Source organism: Arsukibacterium sp. MJ3 (genome assembly GCF_000987765.1).
In the GTDB taxonomy this organism is placed as follows: Bacteria; Pseudomonadota; Gammaproteobacteria; order Enterobacterales; family Alteromonadaceae; genus Alishewanella.
This window is the reverse complement of the sequence record NZ_LAHP01000015.1, coordinates 73,093-95,935: the sequence shown is the minus strand read 5'-3', so window position 1 is coordinate 95,935 and position 22,843 is coordinate 73,093. Positions and strand designations below refer to the sequence as shown.

The window sequence follows — 22,843 nt, the reverse complement described above, 5'->3', positions numbered from 1 at the left end:
TCTTAAATCGCTTTTTGCAAAATCTGCCGTGACACGTCGAGGGTAATGTCGCCATGCTCGCCCAACTTAACCATACCATGCGCTTCCAGCTTGGCCAGCAGTTGCTCCACAGCATCGGCAGCAATGCCATAATCGGCTAGCCGGGTAGGCACGCCCATTTGTTCAAAAAACCCCCGGGTGTGAGCAATGGTGTCATCAATTAGGCGCTCTTCGTCCTGATGATGTAATTGCCACACCCGCCGGCCAAACTGCAGCAACTTTTCCCGTTTTTGCTGGCGTTGCTGTTGCATCAACGCGGGTAATACTATGGCCAGCGTTTGCGCATGATCCAGGCCATATAACGCGGTTATTTCATGGCCAATCATATGAGTAGCCCAGTCTTGTGGCACACCCTGGCCAATCAGGCCATTCAGCGCCATGGTAGCAGCCCACATAATATTGGCCCGCACGTCGTAGTCGTCAGGATCACTCAGCGCCTTAGGGCCCTGCTCTATTAACGTTTGCAACAAGCCTTCTGCAAAGCGGTCTTGTACCGGTGCATTTACCGGATACGTTAAATATTGCTCTATTACATGCACAAAGGCATCGACCACGCCATTGGCCACTTGCCGTGGCGGCAAACTAAAGGTAACGCTAGGGTCTAAAATGGCAAATTGCGGGAACACCTGTGGGCTGGAAAACGCCAGTTTTTGCTGAGTTTCATAGCGGGTAACAACCGAGTTGCCGTTACTTTCAGTGCCGGTTGCCGGCAAAGTTAGCACACAACCCAGCGCCACTGCCGATTCTACCTTGCCACCGTTCGCCAGAATATCCCAGGCATCACCTGAGTATACTGCCGCTGCGGCCACAAATTTAGCACCATCAATCACGCTGCCGCCACCAACGGGTAGCAAGAAATCAATTTTTTTCTGGCGCACTAAATCAGCAGCGCGCATCAGCGTTTCAAAACTGGGGTTGGGCTCAATGCCTTTAAATTCCTGCCAATCAAAACCGTCCAGCGCAGCAACGACTTGCTGATAAACACCATTTTGCTTAATAGAGCCGCCACCATATAGCAACAATACCTTGCTACCGGCCGGAATTAAGGTAGCCAACTGCTGCAGTTGGCCTTTACCAAAGACAATTCGGGTAGGATTTTGAAAAGAAAAGTTAAGCATCTACAACTCCAAAGTAAGCCACTGCTAATTCACAGGCAGTATCTGGTTATGAGGGCAACCTTGGCTAGTTCAAGTTACTTATGGTAAAACATCAGACGATCCAACAAAAACACCAGACAATATTCATGTTGTCTGGTGTTACAACAACCTACCGACGTAAATTATAACGCGCGCCGCCGCCGGACAAACCAAAGTGATGCCAACAAAAATAACGCCAGCGTCGCAGGCTCTGGCACTTGCTGATATACCGTTTGACCACTTTGCAGCAACAATGCCGCTTCCCGGCCTAATACGGCGTGAGCAGCCGTGGTAGGGTGAATATTATCCCAAAACACAAACTGACCAGGCTGAGCACAAGAGCGTTCGATAATGCCAAAAAGCAACGAGCGGCACTGGCCGGTGGTGTTAGTAAAACCTTCAGACTGCGGATCAGCCAAAATATCAGTAAATAAGCCAAATACATCTAACATGTATATATCAGCGCGAGTTTGTCTGGCTAAATCAACCAACATTTGTTCAAGTAACTGGTTCCAGGTAACACTTACAAAAACAGCATTTGAGGCATTAATTGTAGTGCGAAACTCAGGGATTGCACCCAAATTTGGTAAGTTGGGCACTAATAACGTTGTCGCTCCGCGGTAAATCATATCACTGAGCACACCTTGAAATACTGAGATAACATTGGCGATGGCTGTTAACGGATTAGCCGTACGAACCAATCCCCGCATATCGTTACCCCCTGCCCAGGCTATATAAAGCGCATCAGCATCAAAAGGATTAGCGCCAAGCTGACCCAGATATTGGTCATATTGGGTTAAAACTCCTGCAGAAAAGCCACCCGTATTATTAATTTGAGCACCACCAAAAGCGTAATTATTGCCGCCAAAAGCCGAACTTGTCGTGGGTAACTCAAGTTCATTCGACAAATACTCGTGCCACAAAATGCCATTCGAGAACCGCCGGTTATTGCCGTAACCGACTGGACCACCAAGAAGATTACCCGTTGCTTGTGCAGTATTACCGGTGTCAGATAGGCTATCGCCAAAAATATAAATATTAGAAAAAAGTGATGCCGAAGCAGGTAAAGCAAGTAGAGTAAAACTTAAACTCAGCACAACATACTTTAGCCAACGCATTGGTTGAACAATTGTCATAGGATTATCCTTGTCTTTTGTTATTGTTGTTAGCAACCAGGGCTGGTCACAACAAAATCAAAAGCAATATATATGCCTATTATTAAACCGCAACAGCCAAGCCAGTGCCAGAACGGCAATGCTTGCTAAGCTAAAATACGCCTCGCTATTACCAATTTAGTATTTGTAAATAAACCTGACGCTTTAGCAGCCATCAACGATGCTCGCCCCGCAAGGCGCGAACCCGTAATTCCAAATCAGCAGCACTGACGGCGGTTGCCGCTATCGGTGTTTCGGCAATTAACGATACCTTAGACCACCAGCGGCTTTTTACTTTAAACGCACCTTTACCGTAATGACTAAAAAATGATCCCCACAGACCTTGCAAAGCCATTGGCACCACCGGTACCGGGTATTCTGCAATTATCCGCTCTATGCCTGGCCGAAAACTGTCGATGTCGCCGGTTTTGGTCAAACGGCCCTCCGGAAAAATACACACCAAGTTACCGTCAGCCAGTTCACGGCGAATAGCGGCAAACGCTGCGTCATACACCTGTTCATTTTTTTGTTTGCTGCAAATAGGAATAGTGCGAGCGGCGCGAAATAACCAATTAGCTACCGGCATATCGTAAATGGCTTTTTCCATAACAAACCGCACCGGACGGCGCACGGCACCGGCGATCAGCATAGCATCTACATAGCTAACATGGTTGGCCACCAGCACCGCAGCGCCCTGCTCTGGAATGTTATCCAGGCCAAGGCTTTGCACCCGATATAAAGTATGGCTAAGCAGGTAAATAACAAAGCGCAGCGCAAACTCTGGTACCTGACTGTAAACATATAAGGCGACTACCGCATTCATAATGGCCAAAATTAAAAAATACTGTGGAATAGTTAACCCCAGTACCGCTAAAAACACGATGCCGGCAATGGCACTAACCACCATAAACAAGGCATTAAAAATATTATTAGCAGCGATCATTCTGGCGCGCTGGCTTGGCTGTGCACGCTTTTGTAACAAGGCATACAATGGCACAATAAATAAACCACCCGACACCCCAATTAGGGTCAAATCAAGTAAAATCCACCAACCATAGCTGGTTTGTAAAAAGGCCCCTATTGCCTGCAGTTGAGCTGGCGCACTCTCTGGCGTACTAAAATACAAACTACAACCAAACACGGTTAACCCAATAGAGCCCAACGGCACCAACCCCAACTCGACCTGGTTACCAGACAAACGCTCACAGAGCATTGAGCCAAGCCCCACCCCGACCGAAAAAGCCACCAGCAGAGCGGTAACCACGGTATTGTCGCCTGCCAGCATGGTTTTAGTGAAATTAGGAAATTGTGTTAAATAACTTGCACCCAAAAACCAAAACCAACTAATGGCCATAATGGCTAAATACAAGGTGCGGTTGGCGTAACTAATTTTAATGGTTTGCAGCGTTTGTTTTACCGGTGCAAAGGTAAAGGGTTCAGCCTGCTGAACCTGGCCTACTTCAGGAATAGCCCGGCTACTCAGATAACCCAGTACAGCAAAAAACACCACCAGGGCGCCAATCCATAATGGAGCATGCGCGTTTCCTGCCAGTAAACCACCGACAATAGTACCGAGTAAAATAGCAACAAAGGTGCCCATTTCTACCCAGGCATTGCCGGATAACAGCGCTTTATCACTAAGTAATTGCGGTAAAATGGCATATTTTGCCGGACCAAAAAAAGCCGACTGGCTACCCATTAAAAACAACAAGCCCAGCAGCAACAGGTACTGCTGAAAATAAAAGGCTAACGCCGCGCCGAGCATTAATACAATTTCGGTTAACTTTAACAGCCGGATCAAGCGGGTTTTACACATGCTGTCGGCCAGCGCGCCTGCTGTGGCTGAAAACAATAAAAACGGCAAAATAAACAAACCTGCTGCCAGGTTCATGGTTAAATCGGTACTCCAGGGTAAAGCGCTGGCAGCGGTAAATGCCAGCAGTAGCATTAGTGAGTTTTTAAAGACATTATCGTTAAAAGCGCCCAGCGCCTGCGTCAAAAAAAAGGGTAAAAAACGGCGACTGGAAATAATGTTGCGGTTTGACATAGTTATTCCTGCTTAACCAACTTATTTTAGCTAAGTGCAAAACCTTAGCCTGTTAAAACGATAGGATTTTCCCACAAACTACCCTAAGTTAGTGGCTTGACGCCAGCAAATAGTGCACTCATTGACAGGCCGTCTGGCCATCTATATAGTTTGCACCCCATTTAAATGAGGTTAACCATGCTAAATTCTGCAAGCCCACCCGGCGCCAAGCGTTCACTGCTGCCACTGGGGCTGTTCGTGCTATTGTTTTTAGGCAGTGGCTTATATTTTCAAGCCCAGAATGTTGATTATGCTTTTTATCAATTACCGGGGCATGTGGCGATTATTCCGGCACTCATCCTGGCTATCTGGCTGCACCGTGCACCATTACAACAATCAATTGAGGTGCTAATTAAAGGGGCCGGCAACCACAATATTATTACCATGTGTATGATTTACTTGCTGGCTGGCGCATTTGCCAGTGTAGCAACCGCTACCGGCGGCGTAGATGCCGCAGTGAATGCCGGCCTGAGCATCGTACCTGCGGCCTGGCTGTTACCCGGCTTGTTTATTATTGCCGCACTCATTTCTACTGCAATGGGCACGTCAATGGGCACCATTGGCGCGCTGGCCCCCATAGCAGCCGGCTTAGCCTCTCAGGCTAGCCTGGATAATGCGCTGGTGGCCGGAGTGTTGCTAAGCGGCGCGATGTTTGGTGACAACCTGTCTATTATTTCTGATACTACTATTGCCGCAACCCGCACCCAGGGGGCAAAGATGGCAGATAAGTTTAAAGAAAATATAAAAATTGCTTTGCCAGCAGCTTTGCTTACTTTACTGCTGTACAGCTTGTTAACCAGCGCTACTACGCCGGTAACAGCCGCCGACTTTAGCTGGAGTGGCGTACTGCCCTATGCAGCAATTTTAGTGCTGGCGGTAATGGGCTTAAATGTGTTTGTTGTGCTGTTACTGGGCATAGTGCTGGCAGCACTGCAAGGCAGCCTGTTTGCCGACTATCAACTCACCGGCATTGGCCAGGATATTGCCGCAGGTTTTGCCAGTGTGCAGGAAATTTTTCTGTTGGCTATGCTGGTCAGTGGCTTAAGTGAGTTTATTAAGCAACAAGGCGGCCTAAGCTGGATTGCCGCTAAAATTCAAAACATCACTGGTAAATTAGCACTGGCAGGGAACAAAGCTCAGCAATTGGCGATAGCCGCACTCGCTTTTTTCAGTAACCTGTGTATTGCCAATAATACCGTGGCGATAGTATTAACCGGTGACGTCAGCAAAACCTTGGCTCAACAACACCAGATCACCCCCAGGCGCAGTGCCAGCTTATTAGACATTTTTGCCTGCATTAGCCAGGGTTTGGTGCCCTATGGCGCGCAGGCATTGTTGTTAGGCGCCAGCTTTGGTATTTCACCCTGGCAGGTGGTTAGCCATAGCTACTATTGTTTAATTTTATTAGTCGTTGCCAGCAGCATTATTCTGTTGCGCCGGCCAGAGCAAGCAATACCTGCCAACGAATTTAGCTAGTGTATTTTTTGCTACGTTGTTGCCAGGCTAGCTTGCTTTTCACCCAGACATGGCGGGTTAGCGCCCGCCAATGCATTTTATGACGGTAACCACGCAAGTACCAAAGGGCCCCGGCCAGCCTGGCTTTAATGCCAAAATGTAACTGGGCCAGCACCAATGCCCTGGCTACCGTTCGCCGCTTAGAGCTGTGTGCTAATATTGCTGCAATATCAACTGGAAACTCCCGACCAAACAAGCGCTGAACTAGCAGCAACGTATTCACTACTGGCTCTAGCGCACCAAACTGCTCACTGTCACAGAGTAATTGCGTTAATCGCTGTTGCCCGGCAAGTTCGCTGCAGAGTAAGTCCAGATCAATTAAGTCTTTTACCAGCTTGTGCTGTTCTTCCTGCCAGAAAAAATGAATAGCGGCATGGATATATAAATAGCTGAGGCTTGGCGTCTGCAGACAAGAACCGGCAATGGGGTTAGCGTGTTGAAACACCTGCTCGGTGGCCAATTTTTTTTGGCCGGCCAGCGGAAAAAGTGCAAAATGTAGATCTATCGCCGTGCCGCGTTTAACATGATAAAGCGGCGGATTTTCATGCGACAATTCCAGATAAAAGTGTTTATCGTAAGCTGACATTACGGGTTCAAAAAAACCCGCGAAAAATAATTTAGCCTTGCAGTCATTTAACTGTTGCCGGTTTACCAGTAAGTCGATATCAGAATAAAGCCGACCTTCGCTAACGGCCAAACCTAACGCCTGATAAGCGGCGCCTTTTAATAATACACAAGGATAGCTGGCTTGCGCTAAGCAAGGTTCCAATTGTAATAATTCGTTAAATAAGCTGGCTTGCTGTTTCTGATAATAGCGCCAGCCCCAGTCACAATGTCGCTGCACCGTCGCTGGCAACTGCTGGAATAACGAATGGCGAACAAATAACGCCCGTAGCTGCGCCGTTAAACCAAGGCTTCGCGCCTGTTGTAACAAATCAGTCCAATCAGCAGCACTGGCACTGGCTAAAAACGCTTGCGGGTTAGCAAAACAACGAATGGGCAGCGGTATTAACATAATAACTGCTCCAGTAATTGCAGCATTTGTTTAGTATCACTGTATTCCAACCGATAATTTTGGGTGTTCTCCACTAACTGACACAACAAGTTAAAGCCATCAGCGCCAAATACCGCATAATTAAAACTGTTCTGCGCCAAATAAAGCAAGGTATCTGCTTTTGGCATGGTAAATGCCGCTACCGGCTCACTACTGGCCTGGTAAGCTGGAAAAATTATCCAATACGGTTTGGCGCTACTATTCGCTTGCTGCCAGCTACTGTCTGTTGGTCGTAAATAGGCAACAGTACCTTTTTCTGTATCAGGGGTGCGATGCAATACTGCCACGTCGGGATAATAGTGCTGAATAACATCAATTGAGGCGTTTTTTAAGCTGACTGGCCGCACATAGGGCTGTAACCTGCCGCTAAGAGGATCGATCAGACACATTTCATCCGACAATAAGCGCCAGCCTTGTAACATTAACAACGCACACAAGGTACTTTTACCACTTCCGGGCGGCGCCGGCATAATCAGTGCCTTACCGTCTTTCTCCAGTACCGCAGCATGAATAGCCAAATACTGTTGCTGATAAGCAGACACACACCAATTTAAGCCCCATTCAAAGGTTGGGATCAGTTGATGAGCATCAGCCATTCGAAAATGTTCAGTACCGGTACGAAAATGATAAGGTCGACTTTTGCCGCTAAAACGTCGGGTGTAATCGATATGAAAATCGTAAATATGCTCAGCAACAGGGGCTTTTTGCAATATTGTAAGCGGATACAAGGCCGCTAAATTATTAAATAAGGTGGAGCTATCGGTGGCAATACGCACGGTAAAGGGCGGCGTATGTAATGAAATAAGCGACAACGTTACTCCGGCTTAGTCAGGTTTTCCGGTAAAATTTTGGAAGTAGCATAACTGATGTTATCGAAACACACAGTAGTATTATCAGTCAAAAATACATAACTATTATACTGCTGCTGCATGCTAAGCGCTTGCCTGGCCTTGCTAAGCCAGGCTGCATAACCAGAGGTAAGTAATAAAGACACTAGTTGCTAGTGCCGTCTATATACATTTTCAATACCTTCGACAACTGGACGGTTTGACCGTTCAACATTGCCGTATTGTATGCGTCAACAAAAGCAGCAGGATCCGGGTATAAACCCTGACCATAGTAAAACATTGAATGCAGAAATGAGCTGGCAATATTTCGGATTAAATTGTTATCTCCGCCCTGATTAACAGCCTCTTTAAGAGTACCGCCATAACCACCAGCGAAAATATCATTAAACCGGGTATTTTCATTAATCACTATGCCAGCATAGGTGAAAGTCTCAACACCATTCTTATGATATTTGGTAGACGTTGAATTAAAATAACCTTTGCGCTCGTTACCAGAGCCAAGATCAAAATATTGTTTGCCTCCACCATGCGATAAAAAACCAGCCCGGCAGGTTTCAAATTGCTCTGCTTGCACCGATTGCATTTTTGACATGGAGGCACTTAAATTACAGTTTTGAGTGCTATAGCCCCAGGCACCTTTACTTTTTAACGCCATTAGTACGGGTAAAGAGCCCATGCCCGCTCGCACTAAAAATTTACGGCGACCACTGGTTGCATTAATATCCTTATTGTCCATAAATTTTATCACCCTTGTCCTGTTGGTTCAGCTTACTGCTAGGCATTATGAATATGATATGCAAATTTTAAACCAAAGCTGTAATCGATTGAAATAATACATTATATAGAAGTAAAACCATCAAAAAAATGCAAAATTGTAAATTAATCTGACGTCAACCACCATAATTTATACTAATTATCGACTACAATTTGGTAAACGGCCAGCTTTTTTTCGCTCGTTAAACGTGGCCATCGCCTCTGGCATTTTGGCCCGTAAATCAGTAATTCGGTTTTGCGGTATCGGGTGACTGGATAAAAATTGTGGCATGCTATTGCTGCTAGCAGCCGCCATATTTTGCCACAGGTTCACCGCCTGGCGTGGTTCGAAACCAGCTTTTGCCATTAAATCTAAACCTACAATATCTGCTTCAGATTCATGCGTACGGCTAAAAGGCAGTGTTACCCCTAACTGAGCGCCTAATCCCAGCGCGGTCATTATTTCTTGCTGATACTGTACTCCATAGGCTTTGGTACCCGCATCACCCAGCGCTAAAGCAGACTGCACAAACTGGTTAGTGGATAAACGCTCATTGCTGTGACCGGCAATCACATGCGCAATTTCATGGCCAATTACGGCGGCTAATTGCTCTTGATTTTCAGCTACGTTTAACAGGCCAGTGTACACGCCTATCTTACCACCGGGCAAAGCAAACGCATTTACTTGCTCACTATCAAACACCACAACTTCCCAAGGGTTAGTCAGGTATTTCTCCGGGGTTACTCTGAGCAATGCACTGGCTATGCATTGCACGTAATTATTGGTTTTAGCATCTTTGCTAATGGGCGTTTCAGCTTTCATGATGTCGAACGTTTTCTCGCCCATGCTGCTTAGTTGGCTATCATCAAATAGCATTATCTGATTGCGCCCGGTGGGAGATTGCGCACACGCTACTAAAACCATTGCAGCAACCGCCGCCAGTGAAAACGTCTTCAGCATAACAAAATCCTTATTAATATAAATCCACGGAGGAAAAACCTTGCGGTTAATTGTATCGGGAACTGAAAAAAAAACCACCCGAAGGTGGTTTTTAAGGTATTTAACCGGTTAAATCATCAAAGAACTTTTTAACACCATCAAAAAAACCTTTCGACTTTGGTCGATGCTTAGCTTCACTTTCGCCAGCCATGCTGTCATCCAGCTGACGCAACAACTCTTTTTGTTTATCGCTTAGGTTAACCGGGGTTTCAATAACAACCTTACACACCAGATCGCCAACACCGCCACCACGCACCGACTGCACCCCTTTACCACGCAAACGAAACATTTTTTCAGTTTGCGTCTCGGCAGGTATTTTCAGTTTTATTCTGCCATCAAGCGTTGGCACAGCAATCTCACCACCCAGTGCAGCGGTGGCAAAACTTAGTGGTACATCGCAGTACAGGTTATTGCCGTCGCGTTGAAAAATAGCGTGCGCTTTTACATTTACCTGCACATAAAGGTCGCCCGCCGGCGCACCATGCATACCGGCTTCACCTTCGCCGGTTAAACGAATACGATCACCGGTGTCGACTCCTGCTGGAATTTTTACCGACAAGGTTTTGGTTTTTTCAACCCGGCCTTCACCATGACACTTACTGCACGGCTCTGGAATAATTTTGCCACGACCATTACAGGTTGGGCAGGTTTGTTGCACTGCAAAGAAACCTTGACGCATGGTTACCTGCCCAGCACCGCGACAAGTGTTACAGCTTTTTGCCGAAGTGCCTTTTTTAGCACCTGAACCGTCGCAACTGTCACAGCTAACATAAGTAGGCACTTTAATATCAACCGACTTACCTTTCACTGCTTCTTCTAAGTGTAATTCCAGATTATAACGTAAGTCTGAGCCACGCTGCGCCCGCGATTGACCACCGCGGCCGTTGCCACCAAAGATATCACCAAATACATCGCCGAAAATATCACCAAAGTCGCCAGCACCCGCTCCGCCTGCACCACCGCCACCACCACGGTTAGGATCAACCCCGGCATGGCCAAAACGATCGTAGGCAGCGCGTTTTTGCTCGTCTGATAAAACCTCATAGGCTTCCTGGACTTCTTTAAACTTCTCTTCCATGCCTTTGTCACCCTGCGTTCGGTCAGGGTGAAATTTCATAGCGAGGCGTTTATAAGCCTTTTTGATGTCTTTATCATCGGCGCCTTTAGCGACACCCAATACTTCATAGTAGTCACGCTTTGACATAAATTTAGTGCTTACTTCTTAATCAAAGGGCTGCAGTATACTACAGCCCGGGCCTATTTTATTTGTTGTCGTCTTTTACTTCTTCAAACTCAGCGTCGACAACATCATCTGCACCAGCTGCTTGCTGCTGACCAGCATCAGCACCACCCTGTTGGGATTTAGCCTGTGCTGCTTCCATCAGCTTTTGCGACGCTTGTACTAACGCCTGTGATTTTGCATCAATTTCTGCTTTATCACTGGTTTTCAACGCTGTTTCCAGCTCGTTAATCGCCGTTTCGATGGCTACTTTGTCTTCGCTGGCTAAACTGTCACCCACTTCTTCTAACTGCTTGCGGGTGGCATGCACCATGGCATCAGCCTGATTACGGGTTTGCACCAGCTCTTCAAACTTTTTGTCATCTTCAGCATGGGCTTCAGCGTCACGCACCATGGCCGAAATTTCATCTTCTGACAAACCTGAAGACGCTTTAATGGTAATTTTCTGCTCTTTACCGGTATCTTTATCTTTTGCAGACACATGTAAAATACCATCAGCGTCTAAATCGAAAGTCACTTCAATTTGCGGCTCACCACGACGACCACCGCGAATACCTTCTAAATTAAACTGGCCCAGCGATTTATTATCAGTGGCGCGTTTACGCTCACCTTGCAGCACGTGAATGGTAACTGCCGATTGGTTGTCATCCGCAGTTGAAAACACTTGCGACTTTTTAGTTGGTATCGTGGTGTTACGCTCAATAAGGGCGGTCATCACGCTACCCATGGTTTCAATACCCAAAGACAATGGCGTTACGTCCAGCAACAAGACGTCTTTCACTTCGCCCGACAGTACGCCAGCCTGAATTGCTGCACCTACCGCTACCGCTTCATCAGGATTAACGTCTTTACGAGGTTCTTTGCCAAAGAAAGCCGTTACCGCTTCCTGTACTTTTGGCATCCGAGTCTGCCCACCTACCAAAATAATTTCATCAATGTCGGTTACTTTTAAATCAGCATCAGCTAACGCTTTTTTCAGCGGCTCTAAGGTACGCTGTACTAAGTCTTCTACTAACGCCTCAAGTTTGGCGCGGGTAACTTTAATATTTAAGTGTTTTGGCCCTGAAGCATCTGCCGTAATATAAGGCAGGTTTACTTCAGTTTGCGAAGCAGATGACAGCTCAATCTTGGCTTTTTCAGCTGCTTCTTTTAACCGTTGCATAGCTAATGGATCATTACGCAGATCCATGCCTTGCTCTTTTTTAAACTCTTCAACCAAATAATTAATTACCCGGTTATCGAAGTCTTCACCACCTAAATGAGTATCACCATTGGTAGATAACACTTCAAATGTTTGCTCGCCATCTACATCATCAATTTCAATAATAGAGATATCAAAAGTACCACCACCCAAGTCATATACCGCAATCTTGGTGTCGCCTTTCTTTTTATCCATACCATAAGCCAGTGCCGCAGCGGTTGGCTCGTTAATAATACGCTTTACGTCTAAACCAGCAATGCGGCCTGCATCTTTAGTGGCTTGGCGCTGCGCATCATTAAAATAGGCAGGTACGGTAATTACCGCAGCAGTTACCGGCTCGCCTAAGAAATCTTCAGCAGTTTTCTTCATTTTCTTCAGCACTTCAGCTGAAATTTGTGGTGCAGCCAGTTTTTTGTCTTTTACTTCAACCCAGGCATCGCCATTATCCGCTTTAATTATCTTAAACGGCATAATTTTAATATCACGCTGTACTTCTTCGTCTTCAAAGCGACGGCCAATTAAACGCTTAATCGCATACAGGGTATTTTTAGGGTTAGTTACCGCCTGCCGTTTTGCCGGCTGACCTACTAATACTTCGCCATCTTCAGCATAAGCAATAATTGAAGGCGTGGTACGTGTACCTTCTGCATTTTCTAAAACCCGAGGTTTGTTACCATCTAATACAGCAACACATGAATTGGTGGTACCCAAATCAATACCGATTATTCTACCCATTACGGCTCTCCACTTATATTCTGAACAATTAACAATTGCGTTGAGCAATTAATGGGGATAAGCCCTAATCGATTCAAGGTTATTAGTTAAAAAATTTTAAGAAGGGCGGCTGAAAAACCAAACCTGCGGCCTAAATTAGCAAACCTGGTTTCGTCCAGCATGCTTAGCGCGGTATAATGCACCATCAGCAGCGTTAATTAATTGAGTGGAGCTGGTAAAGTGGTTATCCACGGTGCAGGCAACTCCAGCCGAGAATGTGCAGGCAAAGGGGGCGTCATTTGCCTGAAACTGTAAACTGGCAAATGCCGCCAGTATTTTTTCTACCAGCAACCTAGACTGCGCCGCCGAGCACTCTGGCAACACCAGCATAAATTCTTCACCGCCATAACGCCCGGCCCGATCGGTTTTACGAATACGCTTACGTAATAAGGTTGCGAGCGAAGTAATCACCAAATCGCCGACTGCATGACCATATTTATCATTAACGTTTTTAAAATGGTCAATATCCAACATTACCACGCTAAGCGGGGTGCCCGTTCGTTCACTACGTTCATATTCCAGATCTGCCGCTTCTTTTATAGCACTGTGTTTTATTAACGAGGTTAAACTGTCTTTTTCAATTAAGTTTTTAATTTGTAAACTACGAGCCAGCCGAATTTTTATCGCCTGAATTAGCTGAATATCATCGATAGGCTTAGTAATAAAGTCATCAGCACCATGAGCCATTGCTCTTATTTGCAGTGTTTTATTGGTTTCAGATGATAAAAACACTATGGGCAACCGTTTTAATGATTTGTACTGCCTGATTAAACCCGCAACCTCAGCGCCTGAGAACTCAGGCATATACATGTCCATTAAAATTAGATCAGGCTGGAAGCGGGTTAGCTCGTCAATAATATTGTGGATCCGACCAATAATTTGGGTCTCGATGCCAACGCTGTTTAGCACTAAGGCGTAATGCTCTGCCAGTAATCTGTCATCATCAACAATAAATACCCGGCCAGACTTTCCCGTACGCTGCTCCAACAGTTCACTGCTGGCAGTAAGCATATTCGGCACGTCAAGCGGCGAAATAAAAAATTCCCGCGCCCGGTACTGTGATGCCTGAATGCGTAGCTCGAAGTTATCGATTTCTGAAAACACCATTAAACTGATGTGTTTTTTAATCAACAAATCTAATAGTAATTTCTGTTTAAATAACGCGCTGCCGTTGCTAAGCTGTGTAGCGCTGAATAATAGTTTTGGTGCAGTAAACTGCAGTTTTTTCAGGCAAGAGTCAAAATCGGTAAACTGCACTACGTCATGCCCAAATGCGGCTAACTGCGCAGTTAACTCAGCGGTTAACGGCATATTATTTAACAGCAACCACACACTGTTACTTTCAGGCTGCGGTAGCATTTGCTCAGCTGGCGTTGCATCAGCAGAACTGAGTACCACGTTCACCGCGCTGTCAAATTCTTGCAGCAAACGCTTTAATTCAGTAAGGGTGTGCAGTTGCTCTGTCACGGGTTTATTCAGTATTGCTGATGTCAGCTGCTCAATTTGCCTTGCCATGGTGCCCAGTGTGGCAAAGCCAAAAGTGCCACAAGCCCCCGCCAGTTTATGGGTTTCTCTGATAATCTCAGGCAGTAAACTTAAAGCTTTTACATCAGCAACCGTTTGTATTTGTTGCAAGCCAATAACGCGCTGGGCCAGGTTTTGTTCAAAGCGTTGCCTTATTGCACCAAAAGCCGCAGGCAAATTCACTTTAAGTTTGCTGTTTTCCATTATGTCACCGTCAAATACATCAAATACATCAAATACAAAAAAAATGAATTACGTTCACATACCAACTATTTTAATAAGCTTAATGTGCATATTAGCGCTAACTGTTATCGATAATAACTGAGGCAAGCGGCAAATCAAAATAAAACGTGGTACCTCGCCCTACTTCGCTGGTAAAGCCGATGTCGCCTTGCATTTGTTCCAACAATTCCTTACTAATCGCCAAGCCTAAACCCGTACCACGGTTTTGTCGTTGATTTGAATCATCGGCCTGAGCAAATCGTTCAAACACCCGACTTTGAAATTGCAGCGGTATGCCGTTACCGGTATCTTTTACCTCAATTCGAATCATCTTATCTTTTTGCCAGACGCCAAGGCTGACCATGCCGTCTTTAATCGAAAACTTAATCGCGTTCGATAACAAATTAGTGAGTACTTGCTGTAAACGCAAACTGTCGGCCAGCACCACCAACGGGGCTTCAGGCGGCACAATCTGCAATTGCACCTGATGTTGGTTGGCAAAAACTTGCAGGTTCTCAACCGCTTTATAAAGTTCTGCCTCTACTGGCAGTGGCTGAATAGTAAATGGCATTTTGCCGGCACTGAGTTTTTCGATATCCAGTAAGTCATTTACCAGCTGGGTTAATCGCTCACTGTTACTTAAAGCCACCTGTAACAAGCGTTGCATATTGGCAGGAACCTGGCCTAAAGCAGTGGAGTTTAATAAGGCAAGTGCGCCATTAATTGAGGTAAGCGGGGTGCGCAGCTCATGGCTGACCGTGGCGATAAACTGATCTTTCATTTGTGACAGCTGCATGCGTTCGGTAACATCCTGTACTGAACCAATCAACACCTGCTCCGGGTTTTCTGCCTCGGGTAACATTCTGGCCAGTTCGTGCACCCAGCGAATACTGCCATCGGGCCGAATTATCCGGTGCACCACGTCATGTAAACCGGTTTCAATCGCGCGTTGTTCGCTTTGCTGAACGAGTAACCGGTCTAGTGGATGAATAGTGCTTTTAAACAAAGCCACACTGGGAGTAATACTGTCATTAAAACCAAAAATCTGATAAATAACCGGCGACCATGACAACTCACCACTTTTTAAAGATGCCTGCCAAAAACCTATTAAAGCATTTTCACTGGCCATGTCCAGCCGCTGCTGGGTTAATTTCAGCGTTTTATTCACCCGCTCCAGTTCAAGATAGTAATGTTTAGAACTGGTAATATCTTCGATATAACCGTGCCATAAGGTGCTTCCGTCTAGCATAGCCTCAGGCGTCGCCCGGCCTGACAGCCAGGCTAATTGATTATCACGCTGCACCCGGTACTGATGCTGCCACAGCGACAGGTTTTTTGCGGATGCCGCAATACTCTCAGCCAGGGCAGGTAAATCTTCCGGGTAAATGGTGGCAAATGCCGCGCCGGCATGTTCTTTCACCTGCTCTGCTGTTACACCGTAAATTTTTTCAAAAGCATTACTGGCATAAGGGAAAGCAGCCCGACCGTCTGGCCATTGCTGATATTGGTAGACCACTCCGGGTAACTGCGATGTTAACGTCAGTAACTGTTGCCGCAGTTTTTTCTCTTCCGTAATGTCCAGAACAAAACCGTCTAAAAAGGTAACCTCGCCGAAATCGTTATACTGAGCCCGGCCTCGCTCCTCCACCCAACGTAAGTTACCATTTTTATGTATTACCCGATATTTCAGCTGCCAGCTTTGCTTGGTTTCAATCGATGTGGCTACGTCCTTATCTAACCAGTCACGATCGTCAGGATGAATAACACTGGCGTAGCTGCGCACGCTATTATTTATAAAATCACTGGCCGGATAACCGGATAAGGGATCTATACTGCTGCTCATGTACAGCATGGTCCAGTTACTATCTGCCTTACAACGATAAGTAATACCCGGAATATTAGCCACCAGCGTTTGAAATTGATCTTGGCTGGCTTTAAGTTCTCGTTCAGCCTGTTGCTGTAACCGGTCAGTAATTTCTTGCTCAATGGCATCCGCAAACTGGCGCAATATCTGACGTTCTCTGTTATCTAACTGTCTGGGCTTAGGGTCGATAAGGCACAAAGTACCAATTCGTTGGCCGGCAATGGTTAACGGTGCACCGGCATAGAAACGAATATAGGGCGCACTGGTTACCAGCGGGTTATCGGCAAAGCGTGCATCTGTACTGGCATCACAAATTTCAAAAATATCAGCGCCTAAAATGGCATGGCCACAAAAGGAAATGTCCCGACCGGTTTCGCAGGCGCTTAAACCTTGGCGTGATTTAAACCACTGCCGATTGCTGTCGATAAGTGACACCAGCACAATGTCAGTGCTTAAACATTGCTGCACCAGAGACGTCAGGCGGTCAAATCGTGGTTCAGCAGCCGTATCAAGCAAGGCAGTATCGAGCAAAGCCTGCAAACGCTCTGCCTCATTTTCGGGGGTTAAAGGCTGCTGCATACACTCTCCACAAATTATAATTCTGATGTAACCTATTGGCTTTGCAAAGTGCAGTAATGCAACACTAGTTATTGTCTAATTGTTGCTGATACAAACGGTGTAATGTATCGCCAAGTTGCATTGGATCAAATGGTTTATCAATTACCGCAATAGCACCGGCATCCAGATAATGCTGCTTTTCTGCTTGTTGGATCCTTGCCGTCATAAATACGACAGGTATAGTTTTTACTCCAGGCAACTGCCTTAATGCCGCCAGGGTTTGCAAACCGTCCATTTGCGGCATCATCACATCCAGCAAAATAAGCTGCGGGGCAAAGGCTTCTACCTGGTTAATGGCACTTTGGCCGCTGCCGCAGCTAAGCAATTCAAACCCGGCAACATCGGTAAGGGCAATTTCAGCTACAGCTCTAATCGATTCATCGTCTTCTACGTGCATAATACGTTGCAATGGCATCAGATATCCCCATGGTTATCACTGTATAATATTAGGCATCTTGCCAGCACTTCAGTTGTTATACGACTTTTATTACCGACAGTACTAACTTTTCAAGACGTTGCCATGTTCCTTTATTTAATCAAGACGCTTATAAATGTTACGGTTTTTTGCTACTGTAACTCCACTATACTGTTCTTATGTAAGCCTTGCGCAATGAAAAACACTGATACCAACAAATGGCGTGCAATGCAATTGCAATATCGACAGAATTTAAGCCATAAAGCATCGGTATTGCAGCAACTGTGGTTACTTTTCTGCCACGATACCCATGCCGATGCCATTGCTGAATTTACACGAATTTGTCATCAATTAAGCGGCTCTGGCGCCATTTATGGTTTTCCGGAAGTATCCCGACTGGCCCGGATGTTAAGTTATCTGTTAAAAACTGACGAGCCACGGCACGGGCCCCACAACGAGGCAATCCAGTCTGCGTTAACCGCATTGCTAAATGAACTTGGGAAAAAACACGCTACGCCGCAACCGTTGCGACACACTGCTATTAAGGCAATAGCATCTGCCAGCGCCAAACACAAAATTGTGTTTGTCGATGACGATGCTGACTTGCTGTTGTATTACAGCGAAGCACTGCGAGAGGCAGGCTATGATGTTATTCCGTTACAAGATATTAAAGCCTTAGCTAGCACTGTCGCTGAACATCAACCGCTGGCGGCAATTTGCGATATGGCCTTTCCTGAAGGTGAAACCGCCGGCGCTGACTTTTTACAACAAGTAAGACAACAGCAAGGCGCCGCTTTCCCAGTGTTGTTTATTTCCACTATAGATAGCTTTAAGAACCGGCTGGCGGCAGTGCGCGCGGGCAGTAGTCATTTTCTGGCTAAGCCGGTTAGCTCAAAAATGCTTTGTCAAATCTTGTCAACTTTTTTGCAAAAGTCGGAACAAGACCCTTATCGGGTAATGCTGATAGATAATGACAACGACGTGCTGCGTTTTTATCGTCAGGCATTGCAAATGGCCGGCTATCAGGTTTACTGCTGCAACAACCCCCAACAAGCATTACAGATGATGTTGCAGCATCAACCAGAACTGGTGCTGATTGATTTAGATATGCCCGATTGCCATGGCCTTGAACTTGGTCAAATTATTCGCCAGCACAGTGAGTTGATTGATACTCCCATGGTATTTATGTCAGCCGATGAACGAATCGATGCAAAGCTAGCCGCAGTAAGGTTAGCCGGGGATGAGTTTATTCATAAACCTATTGCGCCCTGGCGTTTACTAATGGTGGTTGAGGCCCGAGTAAAACGCAGCAGAATGTTGCACCAGCAACGGCAGCAATTGATGCGCCAGCCAGAACTGGTTCAACACTTAGACACCCTGACGGCATTACCCACACTGTGGCAACTGCATAATGACATCAACACATTGCAACAAACAGCACGATCTTTTTATCTGCTTAAGTTGGACTTAAATAAGTTTCACCTGGTAAATGATGTGTATGGCCACAGCACCGGCGATTTGTTATTACAAACTGTTGCCTGGACCTTGGCGCAGCAACTGGAAGCAACCGATAAACTTTATCGGCAAAATGGCGATGAATTCTGGTTACTATTACAAAACACCGACGCTGACCATGTGCAAAAACTGGCTGAAAGGCTTATCGCTCAAGTACTAAAACAATCCAGAACCTTAGAAACTGACATTGCGCTGTCTGCCAGTATTGGTATTTGTAAACCGCAAACACACCTGGAGTCAGCCGATACGTTGATGCAACAGGCCAACATTGCGTTACACGACGCTAAAAAAGCGGTCGGCTATCAGATCCGTTGTTATAACAGCGCTATGCAATTTGCACTAAGCCAACGTTATCAATTGCAGCAAAGTATTAAGCAAGGCTTACAACAAAATACCTTTTATCCGGTTTATCAGCCCATTGTTGATGCTAATGGTGAAATATACAGTGTTGAACTGCTCAGCCGCTGGCAACACCCGGTACAAGGATTTATTAGCCCCACTGTTTTTATACCCATGTTAGAAGAAGAAGGCTTAATCACCTTATTAACCAAGCAAATGCTGGAATTAGGTATTGCACAATTAGCAAAATGGCGCCGCACTCTGCCCCGGCTTCGGCTTAGCGTAAATTTTAGCGCCCCCGATATTGCTAACCCCGACTTAATAGGCCAATTAACAGCTTTGCTATTGCAACATCAGTTACCACCACAAGCTTTAACCATTGAAATTACAGAAAGCATTTTGCTTGAACACAGCGTGATGGTGATCCAGCAACTAAACCGGCTAAAAGCGCTTGGCGCCAGCATTGCGCTGGACGACTTTGGAACCGGCTTTTCATCGCTGAGTTATTTAGACCGCTACCCGGTAGACATTCTGAAAATTGATCGCAGCTTTATCAATAAACTGGATGATGCCAAGGCCCGCCGGCTGACCTTGGCGATCATTCATCTGGCGCACGAATTGAACCTGCAGATTACTGCCGAAGGCGTTGAGCAACCGCAGCAATTTGCGCTGCTTCAGCAAGAAAAATGTCAGTATTTTCAAGGCTATTATTTTAGTAAACCACTTGAACCCACGAGTCTGGAGCAAACCAAATGGTTTACTGCCAGCCCGGTTAGCCAACGCTAGTACTGCATTGGTCCAATAAATACACCACATGCTGGTACTCAATGCCACTGTGGTGCGACAAACCTATTTCACAGGTACGGCTGGTCGATATGCCCTGCACACAACCACTTACCTGGGCTTTTAAACCCGATAACGCCGCAGCATTTAGCTCTGGCAGCATAAATCCTTTATCACCGGCAAAACCACAACAGCTTATGCCCTCTGGACGCACCACCTGCTTAGTGCAGGCGCTGGCTAAACGTGACAACTTAGTGCTCTGGCCTAATTGGCTGGCACTGCAGGTAACATGCAAAGCAACGGGCTGCTTAAGTGGAGTAAAGATAAGTTTTGGCAAAATGTGGTCATGCAAAAAATCGACACTGTCGATAATCGTCAGCCGCGGATCGAGCTTGCCGCTCACAGTTAAACTGCACGGGCTGCTATCAGAGTAAATGGGGATTTGGCCATTATTACTAACTTTAAGCAACCAACGTGTTAATTCATGTTGTTTTTGATCAGCTGCCGCAAACTGGCCTTTCGATTGAAACGGCATACCGCAGCACTGGTGCTCTATCCCCTCAGGCACAATAAGACGGTACCCCGCTTTAGCCAGTAAAGCAGTACTTACCTGCAATACGCTGCGGCTATCATGGCTATTGGCCTGTGGTGCCATTACCCGACTGCTGCAGCTAGCCAGATAGATGATGGGGGTTAACGTAATATCAGCAGCGGTTAACGTGGCTCGGTTGGCTGTAGGCATAGCGCTATGCCAGCCTGGTAACACCTTGCTAAACCGCTGGCCCATACTCAAACCAAAACGCGCCATGGCACTTATTGCGGCGAAATGGCGCGCCGTAAAAGCAGCCAGCCCCTGCCAACGCTGATTATTTACTGCCCGAAGCTGCCGGGTTAAATCACCGGTATTTATGCCAACCGGGCAGGCGGTACTGCACATACCGCAGGCCGCACAGGTATCATTGCCAGCATACTGATAGGCGTTGTTAAGAGCTTTAAGCCGTTTTGGATCCTCAGCACTTGCACTTAAACGGGAAATTTCGCGCATGGTAACAATACGCTGGCGCGGAGTTAGCGTTAACGTGCGGGACGGGCAAACCGGCTCACAGTAGCCACACTCAATGCATTTATCTACCAACGGGTTAGTCGCTGGCAGCGGTTTCAAATTTTGCAAATGCAACTGCGAGTTATGGCTTAACACCACCTCGGGGTTTAAAATATGTTTTGGATCAAGCAGTTTTTTCAAGCGCCACATTAGCTGGTAAGCCTCAGCCCCCCACTCCAGCTCAACAAAGGGGGCCATATTGCGGCCAGTGCCATGCTCTGCTTTTAATGAACCACCAAACTCCACCGCCACCAAGTGTGCAACGTCCTGCATAAAATGATCGTAGCGCCTAACCTCAGCCGGTTGGTCAAAGCCCTGGGTAAAGACAAAATGCAGGTTACCTTCCAGCGCATGGCCAAAAATAATGGCTTCATCATAAGCATATTTACTGAAAAGTTGTTGCAGCCGTGCCACGCCCTCGGCCAGTTGCGCCAGCGGAAAAGTCACGTCTTCTATGATTACTGTTGTGCCGGTTTTTCGCAGCGCACCCACCGCGGGGAAAGTGCCTTTGCGTATAGCCCACAACTGGTTATATACCACAGGATCGGTACTAAAATCGACCTGTTGCTCTAAAGTAAAACCTTGTACCACTGCACGAAGCATAGCCAATTGCTGTTGCAAGACACTGGCAGACACCGCCGTGGTCTCAATCAGCAAGGCGCAGGCGTTTACCGATACTTGCTTTACCCAAGCCGGCATACCGGTTTTATGCTCTACCGAGCGCAGGCTGCGCCGGTCTAGTAACTCCACTGCTGATACCGGTAACTGTTTTAACAAGGTAACGGCCTGACAACAGCTTTGCACCGATGGAAACACCAGTAAACCACTGGCCCGGTGTGGGTAATCGGGAACCGTATTATAGGTTATTGCGCTGATAAAGCCTAAACAGCCTTCAGAACCCACCATTAAATGGCTTAGGATATCAATAGGATCGGTAAATTCGGTTAAGGCGTTTAGCGAAAAACCAGTGGTATTTTTTAAACGATATTTATGGCGGATTTTTTCGCTAAGTTCTAGGTTATTGCGGGTTTGCTGACCAATCAGTTCTAATTCTGCCAGCAGTAAAGCATGGCTTTGCCGAAAAGCGGCCACATTTTCTGTATCTTCTGTATCCAATACCGTGCCGTCAAATAACACCAGCCGCATCGCCGCCAGGGTATTAAAACTATTGTGGGCAGTACCGCAGCACATGCCACTGGCATTGTTGGCAACGATACCGCCAATTTTGCAGCTATTAATAGAGGCCGGATCCGGGCCAATTTTTCGCTGAAACTTTGTTAGCACGCTGTTAGCGGCCGCACCGATAACGCCGGGTTGCAGCCGGATTTGCTCACCTAAACCGCGCACTTCACGTTGTTGCCAGTTCTCGCCTAGCATTAGCAATACCGAATCGGTTACCGCTTGGCCTGACAAACTGGTACCGGCAGCCCGAAAAGTAATGGCAACGTGGTACTGATTAGCTAATTTAAGCAGTGCTACCACCTCTGCCTCGCTTTCTACCCTAAGTACCAATTTAGGCAGTAAACGATAAAAGCTGGCGTCGCTACCATAGGCCAACGTAGCAATGGGGTCGTCAAAGTAGCGCTCGGTGGGTATAAGCTGGCGGGCACGTTGACTAAAGGCAACAGGTAACGTCACGGCATGGTTTCCTGAAGATACGA

15 protein-coding genes are annotated in these 22,843 nt (G+C 46.5%); 2 read left to right on the top strand and 13 right to left on the bottom strand.

What is annotated here, in order from left to right; genetic code table 11:
- Positions 1–2: 2 nt before the first annotated feature.
- From VT06_RS12120 to VT06_RS12110, 3 genes are all read right to left on the bottom strand, one after another.
- Entirely contained in the window at positions 3–1,157 is a 1,155-nt protein-coding gene (locus VT06_RS12120; RefSeq protein WP_046554571.1) for an iron-containing alcohol dehydrogenase, read from the bottom strand.
- A 161-nt stretch (positions 1,158–1,318) separates the two neighbouring features.
- Positions 1,319–2,311, bottom strand: a complete 993-nt coding sequence (locus tag VT06_RS12115; RefSeq protein WP_046554570.1) for an SGNH/GDSL hydrolase family protein — start codon at positions 2,309–2,311, stop codon at positions 1,319–1,321.
- 193 nt (positions 2,312–2,504) lie between these two features.
- Positions 2,505–4,376: an MFS transporter gene (locus VT06_RS12110; protein WP_046554569.1), complete on the bottom strand. Its 1,872-nt coding sequence runs from the start codon at positions 4,374–4,376 to the stop codon at positions 2,505–2,507.
- Between the two features lie 177 nt (positions 4,377–4,553).
- Between VT06_RS12110 and VT06_RS12105 the strand changes: the two genes are divergently transcribed.
- A complete protein-coding gene (locus VT06_RS12105) occupies positions 4,554–5,891 on the top strand; it encodes a Na+/H+ antiporter NhaC family protein (RefSeq protein WP_046554568.1) in 1,338 nt (445 codons plus the stop codon).
- Here the strand turns inward: VT06_RS12105 and VT06_RS12100 are convergent.
- From VT06_RS12100 to VT06_RS12055, 9 genes are all read right to left on the bottom strand, one after another.
- Entirely contained in the window at positions 5,884–6,945 is a 1,062-nt protein-coding gene (locus VT06_RS12100) for a nucleotidyltransferase family protein (RefSeq protein ID WP_046554567.1), read from the bottom strand. The two genes, VT06_RS12105 and VT06_RS12100, sit on opposite strands and share 8 nt — an antisense overlap.
- Positions 6,939–7,796, bottom strand: coding sequence for an HprK-related kinase A (locus VT06_RS12095; RefSeq protein WP_046554566.1), 858 nt, complete (start codon positions 7,794–7,796; stop codon positions 6,939–6,941). The genes VT06_RS12100 and VT06_RS12095 overlap by 7 nt, the downstream gene beginning before the upstream one ends.
- A gap of 181 nt (positions 7,797–7,977) precedes the next feature.
- A complete protein-coding gene (locus VT06_RS12085; RefSeq protein ID WP_046554564.1) occupies positions 7,978–8,568 on the bottom strand; it encodes a hypothetical protein in 591 nt (196 codons plus the stop codon).
- A gap of 177 nt (positions 8,569–8,745) precedes the next feature.
- The gene (locus tag VT06_RS12080) at positions 8,746–9,546 is read right to left on the bottom strand and encodes a M48 family metallopeptidase (RefSeq protein ID WP_046554563.1); all 801 of its coding nucleotides are present in this window, start codon (positions 9,544–9,546) and stop codon (positions 8,746–8,748) included.
- A 100-nt stretch (positions 9,547–9,646) separates the two neighbouring features.
- Positions 9,647–10,789, bottom strand: coding sequence for a molecular chaperone DnaJ (gene dnaJ, locus VT06_RS12075; RefSeq protein ID WP_046554562.1), 1,143 nt, complete (start codon positions 10,787–10,789; stop codon positions 9,647–9,649).
- 58 nt (positions 10,790–10,847) lie between these two features.
- Positions 10,848–12,761: a molecular chaperone DnaK gene (gene dnaK / locus VT06_RS12070; protein ID WP_046554561.1), complete on the bottom strand. Its 1,914-nt coding sequence runs from the start codon at positions 12,759–12,761 to the stop codon at positions 10,848–10,850.
- A gap of 135 nt (positions 12,762–12,896) precedes the next feature.
- Entirely contained in the window at positions 12,897–14,528 is a 1,632-nt protein-coding gene (locus VT06_RS12065; protein ID WP_046554560.1) for a diguanylate cyclase, read from the bottom strand.
- Between the two features lie 97 nt (positions 14,529–14,625).
- Entirely contained in the window at positions 14,626–16,989 is a 2,364-nt protein-coding gene (locus VT06_RS12060; RefSeq protein WP_046554559.1) for a PAS domain-containing protein, read from the bottom strand.
- A 64-nt stretch (positions 16,990–17,053) separates the two neighbouring features.
- Positions 17,054–17,443, bottom strand: a complete 390-nt coding sequence (locus VT06_RS12055; protein WP_046554558.1) for a response regulator — start codon at positions 17,441–17,443, stop codon at positions 17,054–17,056.
- 195 nt (positions 17,444–17,638) lie between these two features.
- On the opposite strand from VT06_RS12055, the gene VT06_RS12050 reads away from it, so the two are divergent.
- Positions 17,639–20,083, top strand: a complete 2,445-nt coding sequence (locus VT06_RS12050) for an EAL domain-containing response regulator (protein ID WP_052750248.1) — start codon at positions 17,639–17,641, stop codon at positions 20,081–20,083.
- Here VT06_RS12050 and VT06_RS12045 read toward each other — a convergent pair.
- On the bottom strand, positions 20,070–22,820 hold the full coding sequence (locus VT06_RS12045; protein ID WP_046554557.1) for an FAD-binding and (Fe-S)-binding domain-containing protein: 2,751 nt from the start codon (positions 22,818–22,820) through the stop codon (positions 20,070–20,072). The two genes, VT06_RS12050 and VT06_RS12045, sit on opposite strands and share 14 nt — an antisense overlap.
- Between the last annotated feature and the right edge of the window lie 23 nt (positions 22,821–22,843).

Coding starts and splice junctions, on each gene's coding strand:
- dnaK (WP_046554561.1), bottom strand. CDS start 12,761: ATGGGTAGAATAATCGGTATTGATTTGGGTACCACCAATTCATGTGTT.
- VT06_RS12080 (WP_046554563.1), bottom strand. CDS start 9,546: ATGCTGAAGACGTTTTCACTGGCGGCGGTTGCTGCAATGGTTTTAGTA.
- VT06_RS12105 (WP_046554568.1), top strand. CDS start 4,554: ATGCTAAATTCTGCAAGCCCACCCGGCGCCAAGCGTTCACTGCTGCCA.
- VT06_RS12060 (WP_046554559.1), bottom strand. CDS start 16,989: ATGCAGCAGCCTTTAACCCCCGAAAATGAGGCAGAGCGTTTGCAGGCT.
- VT06_RS12050 (WP_052750248.1), top strand. CDS start 17,639: ATGAAAAACACTGATACCAACAAATGGCGTGCAATGCAATTGCAATAT.
- VT06_RS12110 (WP_046554569.1), bottom strand. CDS start 4,376: ATGTCAAACCGCAACATTATTTCCAGTCGCCGTTTTTTACCCTTTTTT.
- VT06_RS12115 (WP_046554570.1), bottom strand. CDS start 2,311: ATGACAATTGTTCAACCAATGCGTTGGCTAAAGTATGTTGTGCTGAGT.
- VT06_RS12055 (WP_046554558.1), bottom strand. CDS start 17,443: ATGCCATTGCAACGTATTATGCACGTAGAAGACGATGAATCGATTAGA.
- dnaJ (WP_046554562.1), bottom strand. CDS start 10,789: ATGTCAAAGCGTGACTACTATGAAGTATTGGGTGTCGCTAAAGGCGCC.
- VT06_RS12100 (WP_046554567.1), bottom strand. CDS start 6,945: ATGTTAATACCGCTGCCCATTCGTTGTTTTGCTAACCCGCAAGCGTTT.
- VT06_RS12085 (WP_046554564.1), bottom strand. CDS start 8,568: ATGGACAATAAGGATATTAATGCAACCAGTGGTCGCCGTAAATTTTTA.
- VT06_RS12065 (WP_046554560.1), bottom strand. CDS start 14,528: ATGGAAAACAGCAAACTTAAAGTGAATTTGCCTGCGGCTTTTGGTGCA.
- VT06_RS12120 (WP_046554571.1), bottom strand. CDS start 1,157: ATGCTTAACTTTTCTTTTCAAAATCCTACCCGAATTGTCTTTGGTAAA.